Here is a 12,528-nt window from a genome sequence, read left to right as displayed (position 1 = left end):
TCTCCGACCCTTGGCCTGCGCCAGGTATCAGTGTTCTAAGGGCGTCAGCACTTGCCCTCGGCCGTCTCTGAAGTCTCGTCATCGCGTTCGTCGCCGCTGTCGGCCAGCTTGCTGCCGTTGCCCGTGTCCGAAGCGCCGCCTTCGAGCGCGTTGACCCGCGCGCGCAGGCTCTGCACTTCGTCCAGCAGCCCGTCGAGGGCGCGCGCGACGGGGTCGGGAATGTTGCCGGTGGGCGTGCCGTAAGCCACGAAGGGGGCCTTGGCGGGTTCGGGCGCCTTTTGCGTCTGCACGGCGCGGGCCGGAATGCCGACCACAGTGGCGCAGTCCGCCACGTCTTTGGTCACCACAGCGTTTGCCCCGACACGCGCACAGCGCCCGACCGTGATGGGCCCCAGCACCTGCGCACCCGATCCGACGATCACGCCATCGCGCAGCGTAGGATGGCGCTTGGTGTTGCGCTGGCTCTCGCTGTCGACGCTGGGCGACACGCCGCCCAGGGTCACGCCCTGATAAAGGGTCACGTCCTCTCCGATCTCGGCCGTCTCTCCGACCACCACGCCCATGCCGTGGTCGATGAAGAACCGGTCGCCGATGGTCGCGCCCGGGTGAATCTCGATCCCGGTCAGGATGCGCGCCACGGCGGAGATCCAGCGCCCGATCAGATGCCAGCCCCGACGCCAGCAGGCATTGGACAGGCGATACAGCATGATGGCCTGAAATCCGGGGTAACAGAGCACCACCTCAAGGCGGGAGCGCGCCGCCGGATCGCGTTGCATGGTCGCATCGACTTCGGACCTGAGAGACTTGAACATGGCTTTGCCCATCGTGCTATGATCGCGGCCCTTTGCCGCCCTGTGCGGACTGGGGGGCAGATGATGCGCCGATCCGACCGGATGCTGCAACAACCTGAAACATAATAAGCCTGAGTAAATTGGTCAAGTATTGACCCGTAAGGAAATCAGCGGACAGCAACGGGTTTTGGAATCTGTTGAGGTTCAGGACGATGAATATCCGATGCGCTAGGAAGGTTATCCGAACGTCCCCCCGGACCCGCCACGCCAGCTTCTAACCATCAGAACGACCGGCCTGCGGTGCCTTGCGGCGCGCCGTGCGATAAGAAGATAGGGAACCAGAGGTCTATGCCTGACGTGATCTTCAACGGGCCGGAAGGCCGTCTTGAAGGACGCTACCACCACAGCAAGCAGGCCAGTGCGCCGATCGCGCTGATGCTGCACCCCCACCCGCAGCATGGCGGGACGATGAATAACAAGGTGGTCTACACCCTGTTCCACGCCTTCGTACGCCAGGGGTTCTCGGTTCTGCGCTTCAATTTCCGCGGTGTCGGACGGTCCCAGGGCAGCTTCGACCGCGGCGAGGGCGAACTCTCCGATGCCGCGGCGGCGCTGGACTGGCTGCAAAGCTACAACCAGAGCGCCGCCGGCTGCTGGATCGCCGGCTTTTCCTTTGGCGCCTGGATCGGCATGCAGCTGCTCATGCGGCGGCCCGAGATCAGCAGCTTCGTCTCCGTGGCGCCGCCTGCCAATATGTACGACTTCAGCTTCCTGGCGCCCTGCCCCTCCTCCGGCCTGATCATTCAGGGCGACAAGGACGACGTGGTGCCGGAGGCTGCGGTGTCAAAGCTGGTGACCAAGCTGTCCTCGCAGCGCGGCATCACCATCGATTACCGCGTGGTGCCGGGCGCCGGCCACTACTACCAGGACGAGATGGAACTCCTGGAGGGTCACGTGAACGACTACCTCAGCAAGGCCGTGACCCCAGAGGAAACAAAGTCCGCCGCCCGCTAGCCCCCCTGTTTGGGTAACCCCTCTGTTTGGGTAGTTTACCTGTTTTGGACGCGCCGCCTTCAGGCGGCGATGTGCAGCGCGCCGCCGCTCGCCGGTTCGCGGACCCCGGTGGTGCCCGGCACCGTCAGCGGCAGACCCTCCAGCGAGCGCAGGGCCAGGTAGGCGAAGGCCTGGGCCTCCAGCACATCACCCTGCCAGCCAACCGCCTCGACCGGATCGACGGCAGCCTCGAGCCGCTCGGACAAGGCGGCCATCAGGGCCGGGTTGTGGCGCCCGCCCCCGGTGATCAGCCAGCGGTCCACCGGCTGCGGGAACCAGGTCCTGGCAGCGGCGATGGACGCGGCGGTGAAGGCCGTCAGGGTCGCCGCGCCGTCCTGCAGCGACAGCCCCTGTGCCGGGGCCATGGAAAAGTCGTCGCGGTCGAGGGACTTCGGCGGGCGGCGATCGAAGTAGGGGTTGTCCATCAGCGCCGCCAGAACCGCCGCGTCCGTCCGGCCCGACCTGGCCAGGGCGCCGTCCCTATCCAGCGGCTCGCCCAGGTGGGACTCGACCCAGTCGTTGATCAGCGCATTGCCCGGGCCCGTGTCGAAGGCCAGCACCTGGGCTTCACGCGATGTCTCGTCCGCCGCGGCGAGGTTGCCGCTGCCGATCCAGGTGACGTTGCCGACGCCGCCGATGTTCACAACGGCCAGGGGCCGCGGCAGTTCGGCGGCCAGGGCCGCCTGATAGAGCGGCGCCAGGGGCGCGCCCTCGCCGCCGAGGGAAACGTCCCGGCTGCGCATGTCGGAGACCACGTCGATGCCGGTCTCCTCCGCCAGCAAGGCCCCGTCCCCGATCTGCCAGGTCCTGCCCTCCTCCGGACGGTGGAGGATGGTGTGGCCGTGAAAGCCGATCACCCGGACGTCCGCCGGACCGAGCCCGGCTTCGCGAAGCAGCGCCCGCACCGCTTCGGCATGCTTCAGCGTCAGCGCCCGCTCCACCGCCGCCACCGGCCCCTGCCCGCCCAGGACGGAGCGCAGGCCACGGCGCATCTCGGCGTCGTAGGGCCAGGACAGGGAGGGACCCTTCGCCACTGCCGTCAGTCCGTCGCTGCGGATCAGCGCGGCGTCGATACCGTCCAGGGAGGTCCCGCTCATCAGGCCCAGGGCCCAGGGCAGATCGGTGGTGGAAGCCATGGCTCGAGGGTCCTCGCTTTCATGCAACCCGGCAGTTCCGCAATCCGGCTCTTCAGCGCGGGAAAGCTCCGCGATGCCGGCAAATTGTGAAACGGTCCCGATTGTGTTAAATGCCTGCGCCCGCGGCAAGGTGCTGCGGCAAGGTACCGCCGAAATCGTAACGATCCCGATAACGCCAAGACCCTGGTTAGCACAATGACGGCCCTCCGTTCAGACTTTCTCCGCGTTCTCCAGGAGCGCGGTTTCATCCACCAGTGCACCGACATGGAGGCGCTGGATCAGCGCGCGCTGGAAGGGCCCGTCACCGCCTATATCGGCTTCGACGCCACCTCCGACAGCCTGCACGTCGGCTCGCTGGTCCAGATCATGATGCTGCGTTGGCTGCAGAAGACCGGCCATCGGCCGATCGTGCTGATGGGCGGCGGCACCACCAAGGTGGGTGATCCTTCGGGCAAGGACGAGTCGCGCCAGTTGCTGAGCGCCGCACAGATCGACGCCAACATCGCCGGCATCCGGCGCGCCTTCGAGAACCTGCTGAGCTTCGAGGAAGGCCCCACCGGCGCGATCATGGTGAACAACGCGGACTGGCTGGACCGGCTGGAGTACGTCGAGTTCCTGCGCGACATCGGCCCGCACTTCACCATCAACCGCATGCTCACCTTCGACAGCGTCAAGCTGCGCCTCGACCGGGAGCAGCCGCTGACCTTCCTGGAGTTCAATTACATGATCCTCCAGGCCTACGACTTTCTCGAACTGGGCCGGCGGCACGGCTGCACACTGCAGATGGGCGGCTCCGACCAATGGGGGAACATCGTCAACGGCGTGGAACTGGGGCGGCGCATCGACCAGCGCGCGCTCTTCGGTCTGACCACGCCGCTGATCACAACCGCCTCAGGCGCAAAGATGGGCAAGACCGCGGCCGGGGCCGTGTGGCTGAACGAAAACCGCCTGTCGCACTACGATTACTGGCAGTACTGGCGCAACACGGAGGACGGCGACGTCGGCCGCTTCCTGCGCCTCTTTACCGAACTGCCGCTGGATGAGATCGCCCGCCTGGAGGCGCTGGAAGGCTCGGAGATCAACGAGGCCAAGAAAACCCTCGCCGACGCCGCGACCGCCCTTTGCCGCGGCGCTTCGGCAGCGGCCGAAGCCGCAGAGACCGCCCGCCAGACCTTCGAGGAAGGCCGCAGTGCCGAGGGCCTGCCCTCCATCGAGGTGCCGCAGGGCGAACTCAGCGACGGGGTGCCGGCCTACGAGCTGCTGCGCCGGGCCGGACTCGCCAACAGCAACGGCGAGGCCCGCCGCCTGATCAAGGGCGGCGGCGGACGGCTGAACGACGTGCCGATCCGGGACGAGCTGCAGAGTGTCAGCCTGCAGGATCGCGACGCAGATGGTGTGATCAAGCTTTCGGCCGGCAAGAAGCGCCACGTTCTGCTGCGCGTCGTTTGACCGAGACGTCCGCTAGCGGTCGATGCGTTCCGGCACGGCCTCGAAGTCGTCGCTTTGCGGGCCGGTGTTGAAGATGTTGCGCAGGAAACCCGGCGTCAGGGCGGAAAGCGGATTGACGCTGACCTCCGGGTCTTCGACGCGGCCCCTGACTCCATAGACGACGGCGATCAGGCCTTCGCCCTCGCCGCCCGTAAGCAGCGGCCCCAGCAGGGGAATGTTGCCGATGAAACTGTTCACCGAATAGGCCGGGACCACGGTGCCGGTCAGATCGATGACGTCGTCGTCAAAGTCGATCTTTCCCCTCGATGTAAGACCGAGGGCGGGGCCGTAGATCCGCATCAGTTCGGTGGTCGCAACGCCATCGTCCAGCACGAACTCGCCGTCCATACCGGAAAAGCCGATACCGTCGCCGCGCAGAAGATCGAGAACGCCGGTGAAGGAGGCGACCGTCAGCAGCTTGGCGAGTGCAGGCGCCTCGACCATCACGAAATCCCGCGCCACCACCTTGGCATTGATCGGATGCGTCGGAGTCGGCCCGGCGCTCGACCCGAGAATCCGGATCGTGCCGCCGACGATGGTGTCGGTGATGTTCGTTGCCCGCAGGAGCGCACCCAGATCGTCGCTCCTGGCCAGCAGGCGGAGGCCGTTGCTGGAGGCATCGGGCGCCAGGGAAAACTGCAGATAGCGCCGATCCAGGGTGACGGGCGGCTGTGCGCCATCGGCACCGGGCTCCTGGTCCGAGGGCTCATCCGATGTCTCCCGCGGCGACCAGTATTGCTCGGGGATGCTTCCCGACAGCCGGATGGTCTCCCAGCCTTCACGGCTCCGCACCAGTTCCAGATTGACCTGCTCCAGACGCCGGTCATCGAAGAAGTAGAGACGCTCCAGGTTCGGCGCCCGCACCGAGAGGGGAACGAACTCCCGGGGATTTTCCGCCCCGGCGTTGCGGTCCGCAGGGTCCTGCCGCGCCTCTGCCAGCTGTTGCGGTGCGTCCTTCTCGTCATCTTCGACAAAGGGCTGCACGTCGAGCACGCCGCTTTCGACCGCAACTGCAACGGTGCCGTCGCTCTGCTCGACAACGACGTTCTGCAGGTCGCTGCGGCCAAAGGCGAGGCGCTCGAAACGCATCCAGCCGATCCCTTCGCGGTCGGGACCGGGCCGCGCCTGGCCGCGGGCAACCAGATCACCCGCCTGCAGCACGACATTGTTGAAGGCCACGGGCCCCTGATTGTCGAGCGCGACCTCCAGGCGCAGACTGGCCTCCACACCGGCATCCTTGTTCCAGGAGATCTCCTCGAGCTCCATGGTCGTCTCGGACAGGTCGGCGGCGACTTCCAGGGTCCAGAGGCCCTCAATCGCCGATATCATCGAAACGTTGGCGGAAAGCGGACCCACGACGATATCGCCGATGTCCAGGCCGAAGCGCGCGCGCTCCTCGTCCACGATGCGGGGAATCTCCGCCTCCAGCACCGTGCGCACCTTGGGGTCGTCCAAGAAGCTCTCTTTCCAGCGCATGCTCACCGGAACGCCGCCAAGCTTCAGGGGACCGGCAATCTCCATGCCGTTGGTGTCAAGCTGCAAGGCCAGGCGGCCGCCGGTCATGTCCTGGCCGAGCAAGACGTTGCGCAGGGCGCCGTCCTGGACGTTGGCGTCGACCTGCAGGGCGATGTCCTCGAAGGAAAGCGCCTTGGCCAGCGGGAACTGGAAGCCCAGGTCGGCCGAAAAGGTGCCGCCGCTGCCCTCCGCCGACATGTCGAGCTTTGAAAGCAGCGCCAGGCGCGGGTGGTCGACGATGGCCAGGGCATCGGCCACCGCGCCCGCGGCTCTGGTGTCGATGGTGAGCCGCTCATAGAGGCCGCGCTGCGGGTCTGCCTTGCCGAGTTCCGTGATCTCGACCGTGGACTGGCCCACGGCAAGCGACAGCAGCGATCCGGAAGCGACCGCAAAGCGCAGGCTTTCCGAGTCGAAGGTGGCGGTGCCGTCGATGTTTTCGATCGGCGGAAGGGGGCGCAGATAGTGAACGGTCAGATCGCGGTACTGCAGATCGCCGTTGAGGCTGACAAGGTCTGTCGCCGCGAAGTCGCCGTCGGGAACCTGGATCTCGACCTTCGCCGTTGCGGCGGCCACGGTGCCCGCGGTCACGTTTTCGGTCACCCAGGGCCGCGCGCCGTCGGCGACCGACTCGGGCCAGTAGCGCGCAAGATCGGCCAGCGGCACATCCTCCAGCCTGGCCTCGGCGTCGATGATCCAGTCGCCGCCGGTCTGCGGTTCGTAGTCGAACACGCCCGAAAGCGAGAGGACAGGGCCCGCCACATCCTCGCTGCCCAGGCTTACCCTGGCCTCGTCCAGATCGAAGCGCTGGTCGGCATCGTCGTAGCGCCCGCGCATGGTCAGGTCGCGCACCGGCAGGGGCTCCATCTCGACCCCGGGAATCTTCAAGGTGCCGGCCAGGCCACGGATCTCGAACCCGGTCTGACCGATGCTGCCGTCGAGGGAGACCGAGGTTGCGACGGAACCGCTGATGCGCGATGTCACGCCGCCGACCGGGGCCAGGATCGGCAGCACGGCGGCCAGGGCCTCCAGGCTGATGTCCGAAAAGCCCGCCGCGAAGTCGACGACCTGATCGCGCTTGTCGAACAGGAAGGCGGCATCAAGGGTCGCCGGATCGCGATTGCCCACGAAGCCCAGCCGGATATCGCCGGCGAGGCCGACGATGTCCCGCCGCAGGGAGATGTCGGCGGCCGGCGCCGCCCAGGAGAGACCCAGCAGGTCGTCCCGTACGAAGATCTGGCCGTCGCGAATGCGCACTTCATTCAGAAAAGACAGCGGGTTTTCGGCGCTGCGGTCGGCGAGCAGCTCCTGAACGATCCCGCCCAGCACGAGGGACTCGTCATTCCCGCCTGCCCCGGGCCCGGCATCGGTGACCAGATCTTCCACGCCGCCTTGCGTGCCCTCCGGCAGTTCCAGGCTGCCGGCATCGCCGCCGAAGCTGATCTCCCCCTCCGCCGAGCGCAACAGCCGAATGCGCGGCGCGATGATCTCGATCTGCCGGGGTGCCACGGTCCCCTGGAGCATCGCGCTGCTGCTCAGTTCGAAGGCCACCTCCGGCAGCGAGGCGATACGCCGCCCCTCCGGATCCCGGACGGCGATATCCGCCGCATGTAGGACAAGATCCCTAGAACGATCGTCCCAGACCAGGAAGGTTTCGCCGATTTCAATGCTGTTGCCCCCGGCCTCGCTGAAGGCCCGCTCCAGGTAGGGGGTGAGAAAGCCCGTTTGAACCGGCCCTTCGGACAGGCGCCAGACGGCGACCGCGACGATGAGGACCGCAGCGGCGATAATCCCGCCGCAGAGCTCCACGCAGATGCGCATTGTCCGGCTGCGGCGCGACGGCCGACGCCCGCCACGCTTGCCGGAACCCGGTTTCTTGACCGCCGTTGCCGAATCAGGACTGTCGGCGGACGCGGGCGCCGGCCCTTGACCGGCTGGACCGCATTCCGCAGTCTGATCGCTGAACGAGCGTTGTGAGATGGTTAAACTCCCTTATCTGCCAGAGCCGTCCGCCCTGCCCGGCGCCCTGCGGCCCTCATCGGGCGAGGCATGGCTCGAGCGATGGCGCGCGCAGATTGAAGGCTCCGCCGATCCTGCTCATCAGGACTTTCTCAGCCAACTGGATCAGACCCCCGGCGGCACGCGCCTGCTGGACACGATTTTCGCAAACTCGCCATTCCTCAGCCAATGTCTTACTGCTGATATCGGGCTGCTCGCTGACGTTTTAAACTATGGGCCGCATTGGGTCCTCAGGAAAGCCCTAGAAGACCTCAAAAGCAAGGCCGCAGGCTGCACCGATCAAGCGGAATTGATGGGGATTCTGCGGCGCCAGCGGCGCCGGGTCGCCTTTGCCGTGGCCTATGCCGACATCGCCGGCTTCTGGGACGTCGAAACGGTCACCCGGGCGCTGTCCGACCTGGCCGATGCGGCGATCGATGCGGCCCTCTGCGGCCTTCTGGCTCTGGCAGTCCAGCGCGGCGAGCTGGAGATCGGCGGAGCGGCGGAAAGCCGTACCGCCAACTGCGGCCTGACGGTGCTCGGCATGGGCAAACTCGGCGCCCGGGAGCTTAACTACTCCTCCGACATCGACCTGATCGTCATTTTCGACCCCGAAAAGATCGACTATCGCCACAGCCGCGGCGTTCAGCAGGGCATGGTGCGCCTGACCCGCGATCTGCTCCGCGCCCTCGACGAGCGCACCGCCGATGGCTTCGTTTTCCGCACAGATCTGCGCCTGCGGCCGGACCCCGGGGCCATGCCGCTGGCCATCCGCATCAACGCCGCGCTGACCTATTACGAGAGCATGGGACAGAACTGGGAACGCGCGGCGATGATCAAGGCCCGGCCGGTGGCCGGCGATCTCGACCTCGGCGCCCGCTTCCTGGCCGAACTGCGCCCCTTCGTCTGGCGCAAACACCTGGATTTCTGGGCGATTCAGGACGTCCACTCGATCAAGCGGCAGATCAACGCCCATAAGGGCGGCTCGGTCATCGCGGTGAACGGCCACAACGTGAAACTGGGCCGCGGCGGCATTCGCGAGATCGAGTTCTTCGCCCAGACCCAGCAGCTCATCTGGGGCGGGCGGGAGCCCAGCCTGCGCACGCCCCGGACGACCGAGGCCCTGGCGGCCCTGGCGGAGCGCGGCCATGTCGAGCCGGCGACGGCCGAGGCCCTCTGCGAAGCCTACGGTTTTCTGCGCCGGCTCGAGCATCGTCTGCAGATGATCGAGGACCAGCAGACCCACACCATTCCCCAGGACGACGAGGCCGTCGACCGGCTGGCGGTCTTCCTGGGATACCCCGATCCGGCGCAGTTTCGCGACGATCTTCTGGCGCGGCTGCGGCTGGTGGAAGACCACTATGCCCACCTTTTCGAGGAATCCCCCTCGCTGTCCGGGCCGGGCAATCTGGTCTTCACCGGCGGTGAGGCCGACCCGGAGACCCTGGCGACCCTGAAAGGCCTGGGCTTCGAAGACCCTGCGCGGGTCTGGAGCGTGGTGAGCGGCTGGCATCACGGCCGCTACCGGGCGGTACGCTCCACCCGCAGCCGCCAGTTGCTGACGGAACTGGTGCCGACGGTCCTGGACCTTCTGGCCAAGACCCGGGAACCCGACCAGGCCCTGGTGAAGTTCGACAGTTTTCTGGCGGGCCTGCCCGCCGGGGTGCAGATCTTCTCGCTGCTGGGCAACAACCCCCGGCTTCTGGAACTGGTCGCCGAGGTCATGGGCTCGGCGCCGCTGCTGGCAGAGCGGCTGGCCCGCCGTCCGTCGCTGCTGGAAGCGGTCCTGGCGGGCGACTTCTTCGATCCGCTGCCCGACGCCGAGACGCTGGACAATGAACTGCAGGAAGCGCTGACCGATGCCCAGGACCTGCAGGACGTTCTGGACCTGACCCGGCGCTGGGCCAACGACCGGCGCTTTCAGGTGGGCGTCCACATTCTGCGGCACAAGGGAACGGTCGACGACAACGGCCGGGCGCTCAGCGAAATCGCCGGCGCGGCCCTGAGAGCCCTCTATCGGCCGGTCATGGACGACCTGGCCCGCAACCACGGCTATCTGGCAGGCTCGAGTCTGGCCGTCGTCGCAATGGGCAAGATGGGCGGGCGCGAGATGACCGTCTCCTCCGATCTCGACCTCATCCTGCTTTACGAACTGCCTCCCGAAGACGGGCAGTCGGACGGCCCCAAACCCCTGGACCCGCCGCGTTACTATGCGCGGCTGGCCCAGCGGCTGATCAACGCGGTGACGGCGCAGACCGGCGAAGGCACGCTCTATGAGATCGACATGCGGCTGCGCCCCTCGGGCAACGCCGGCCCGATCGCAACCTCACTCTCCAGCTTCAGACGCTACTACGCCGAGCAGGCCTGGACCTGGGAGCACATGGCGCTGACGCGGGCCCGCGTGGTGGCGGGGCCAGAGGACTTCCGCCATCGGGTGACGGAGAGCCTGCGCCACATCCTGACCCGCCCGCGCGACCCCGCAGCGCTGCTGGCCGACGTGGCGGCGATGCGCCGGCGCCTGCACAAGGAACACCCGGCAAAGTCGATCTGGAGCATCAAGTATGCCGCCGGCGGTCTGATCGATGCCGAGTTTCTGGCCCAGTACCTCCAGCTGCGGGAGGCCGCACAGCATCCGCAGGTGCTCGCCACCGCCACCCAGCAGGCCTTCGCCAACCTGGCCGAGGCCGGCGTGCTGGACGCCGACCTCGCAAGCCGGCTGATCGAGGCGACCCGCTTTCTGCGCCAGGTGCAGGAGGCTCTGCGCCTGACCGTCGGGCCGGCCTTCGACGCCGACAGCCTCTCTCCGGCCCTGCAGGAGGCCCTGGCCGCCAGCACGGGCATGGACTCCTTCCCTGCGCTGCGCGAACGCCTGACAGCCACGCTGTCCTGGCTGCATCAGGTCTTCGTCGAAACCATCGACGGCCCGGCGCCCCCGGCCCTGCAGGAGCCCGATCGCGCCGTCGTTCCCTGAAAGCCGGACGTCGCAGCGTTCATTGCGCCCACGGTCTTGACCTTGCCGTCAAGCGCACGATCTTTAGGCGTCGAAGATGCAATCGGTCGGAACCGTATTCAGGAGGACTCTGCGAATGGTCGAAGTCGGGAAGAAGGCACCAAACTTCAAGATGCCGACGGATGGCGGCGGCGATATTGCGCTGAAGGATCTGAAGGACCACAAGGTCGTGCTCTACTTCTATCCCAAGGACGATACGCCGGGCTGCACCAAGGAAGCCTGCGGCTTCCGCGATGCCTTTCCGAACTTCTCGAAGCTCGACGCCGTGGTTATCGGCGTCTCCAAGGACAGCGTGGCCAAGCACGACAAGTTCAAGGCCAAGCACGATCTGCCCTTCACTCTGGCCTCCGATGAAGACGGCAGCGTCTGCGAGGCCTATGGCACCTGGGTCGAGAAGTCCATGTACGGCAAGAAGTACATGGGCATCGAGCGCGCCACCTTCCTGATCGACGAGAAAGGCGTTGTTCGCGGCGAATGGCGCAAGGTAAAAGTGCCGGGCCACGTCGATGCGGTGCTGGAGGCGGCGCAGGCGCTCTGACCACCTGGCTCAGCGGCGTCGGGGCCTCCTCTTTCAGGCCGCCGCCGGCGACAGCCCGGTAACCAGCGACCGAGTGTGCCGATGCCGCCAGCCGTCCCTATGAATGGCCTGACTGCAAATGGCCCGACCGTAAATGGCCTCACCGCCTGCGCGGTCGCCGTGCTGACGGAGGCAACGCCTGCCGGCAAGGCGAAGCGCGCGCGTGCGATGGCGGCGGACTGGGCAGAGGGGCGCATCGATGACAGGGGCCGCCGGGTCGTGCCGCCGGCGCGGCCGGCGCGGCCCGCCAAACCGGACCTGAAACGCCCCGGCGACATGCCCAGGCGGCGGATCAACCGGGGCACCGCCGGGCGTTTCGCGCTGCTCCATGCCCTGGCGCACATCGAGCTGAACGCCATCGATCTGGCCTGCGACATCGTCGCCCGCTTCCCGGAGGAAGACCTGCCGGCGGCCTTCTACGACGACTGGCTGCGCGTCGCGGAGGAGGAAGCAAAGCACTTTCTGCTGCTCGAGGAGCGGCTCGGAGAGCTGGGTGGGCGCTATGGCGACCTGCCCGCGCACGACGGCCTCTGGCAGGCCGCCGAAGACACCGCCGGCGATCTGCTCGCACGCCTCGCGGTGGTACCCTTGGTTCTGGAGGCGCGCGGCCTGGACGTGACCCCCACCATGATCGCCAAGCTGAAGGCCGTCGACGATCACCGCAGCGCCGCGGTGCTGGAGATCATCTACCGCGACGAAGTGGGTCATGTGGCGATCGGCAAGCGCTGGTTCGATCACCTCTGCAAGCGTGACGGCAGCGCCCCGCGCGAAACCTGGCAACGCCTGGTCCGCCGCCACTTCAAGGGCCAGCTGAAGCCCCCGTTCAACGAGGACGCGCGCCAGCGGGCCAACCTGCCGCCCGACTTCTACACCGCCCTCGCGGAACTCTAAGCCGCCCGGGGCTCTCCCCCAAATCTGCATGACAGACCTGTCTCGGCTGCGTTTGACCACGGAAGCTGAACC

8 protein-coding genes are annotated in these 12,528 nt (G+C 67.0%); 5 read left to right on the top strand and 3 right to left on the bottom strand.

The features are described from left to right. Nucleotides 1-44: 44 nt before the first annotated feature. Nucleotides 45-812, bottom strand: a complete 768-nt coding sequence (gene cysE, locus ACO06P_RS21525; protein ID WP_420347284.1) for a serine O-acetyltransferase — start codon at nucleotides 810-812, stop codon at nucleotides 45-47. A gap of 327 nt (nucleotides 813-1,139) precedes the next feature. On the opposite strand from cysE, the gene ACO06P_RS21520 reads away from it, so the two are divergent. Continuing rightward, nucleotides 1,140-1,805, top strand: a complete 666-nt coding sequence (locus tag ACO06P_RS21520; protein WP_420347283.1) for an alpha/beta hydrolase — start codon at nucleotides 1,140-1,142, stop codon at nucleotides 1,803-1,805. A gap of 59 nt (nucleotides 1,806-1,864) precedes the next feature. On the opposite strand, the gene ACO06P_RS21515 is transcribed toward ACO06P_RS21520, so the two are convergent. Continuing rightward, nucleotides 1,865-2,980, bottom strand: a complete 1,116-nt coding sequence (locus tag ACO06P_RS21515) for an anhydro-N-acetylmuramic acid kinase (protein WP_420347282.1) — start codon at nucleotides 2,978-2,980, stop codon at nucleotides 1,865-1,867. A 195-nt stretch (nucleotides 2,981-3,175) separates the two neighbouring features. Between ACO06P_RS21515 and tyrS the strand changes: the two genes are divergently transcribed. After that, a complete protein-coding gene (gene tyrS / locus ACO06P_RS21510) occupies nucleotides 3,176-4,429 on the top strand; it encodes a tyrosine--tRNA ligase (protein WP_420347281.1) in 1,254 nt (417 codons plus the stop codon). Nucleotides 4,430-4,441: 12 nt separating this feature from the next. On the opposite strand, the gene ACO06P_RS21505 is transcribed toward tyrS, so the two are convergent. Continuing rightward, the gene (locus ACO06P_RS21505) at nucleotides 4,442-7,801 is read right to left on the bottom strand and encodes an AsmA-like C-terminal region-containing protein (protein WP_420347280.1); all 3,360 of its coding nucleotides are present in this window, start codon (nucleotides 7,799-7,801) and stop codon (nucleotides 4,442-4,444) included. A gap of 157 nt (nucleotides 7,802-7,958) precedes the next feature. Between ACO06P_RS21505 and ACO06P_RS21500 the strand changes: the two genes are divergently transcribed. From ACO06P_RS21500 to ACO06P_RS21490, 3 genes are all read left to right on the top strand, one after another. After that, entirely contained in the window at nucleotides 7,959-10,949 is a 2,991-nt protein-coding gene (locus ACO06P_RS21500; protein WP_420347279.1) for a bifunctional [glutamine synthetase] adenylyltransferase/[glutamine synthetase]-adenylyl-L-tyrosine phosphorylase, read from the top strand. 115 nt (nucleotides 10,950-11,064) lie between these two features. After that, nucleotides 11,065-11,526, top strand: coding sequence for a thioredoxin-dependent thiol peroxidase (gene bcp / locus ACO06P_RS21495; protein WP_420347278.1), 462 nt, complete (start codon nucleotides 11,065-11,067; stop codon nucleotides 11,524-11,526). Nucleotides 11,527-11,625: 99 nt separating this feature from the next. Beyond that, nucleotides 11,626-12,456: a ferritin-like domain-containing protein gene (locus ACO06P_RS21490; protein ID WP_420347277.1), complete on the top strand. Its 831-nt coding sequence runs from the start codon at nucleotides 11,626-11,628 to the stop codon at nucleotides 12,454-12,456. Nucleotides 12,457-12,528 lie beyond the last annotated feature (72 nt).

This window comes from Pelagibius sp., from assembly GCF_965227505.1.
In the GTDB taxonomy this organism is placed as follows: Bacteria; Pseudomonadota; Alphaproteobacteria; order Kiloniellales; family Kiloniellaceae; genus Pelagibius.
The sequence above is the reverse complement of the archived record's forward strand: the minus strand, read 5'-3'. Positions and strand labels throughout refer to the sequence as shown.

Excerpts from the sequence above, each read along its gene's own strand:
- ACO06P_RS21500 (WP_420347279.1), top strand. The coding sequence starts at position 7,959 with ATGGTTAAACTCCCTTATCTGCCAGAGCCGTCCGCCCTGCCCGGCGCC.
- ACO06P_RS21490 (WP_420347277.1), top strand. The coding sequence starts at position 11,626 with ATGAATGGCCTGACTGCAAATGGCCCGACCGTAAATGGCCTCACCGCC.
- cysE (WP_420347284.1), bottom strand. The coding sequence starts at position 812 with ATGTTCAAGTCTCTCAGGTCCGAAGTCGATGCGACCATGCAACGCGAT.
- ACO06P_RS21515 (WP_420347282.1), bottom strand. The coding sequence starts at position 2,980 with ATGGCTTCCACCACCGATCTGCCCTGGGCCCTGGGCCTGATGAGCGGG.
- ACO06P_RS21505 (WP_420347280.1), bottom strand. The coding sequence starts at position 7,801 with ATGCGCATCTGCGTGGAGCTCTGCGGCGGGATTATCGCCGCTGCGGTC.
- tyrS (WP_420347281.1), top strand. The coding sequence starts at position 3,176 with ATGACGGCCCTCCGTTCAGACTTTCTCCGCGTTCTCCAGGAGCGCGGT.
- bcp (WP_420347278.1), top strand. The coding sequence starts at position 11,065 with ATGGTCGAAGTCGGGAAGAAGGCACCAAACTTCAAGATGCCGACGGAT.
- ACO06P_RS21520 (WP_420347283.1), top strand. The coding sequence starts at position 1,140 with ATGCCTGACGTGATCTTCAACGGGCCGGAAGGCCGTCTTGAAGGACGC.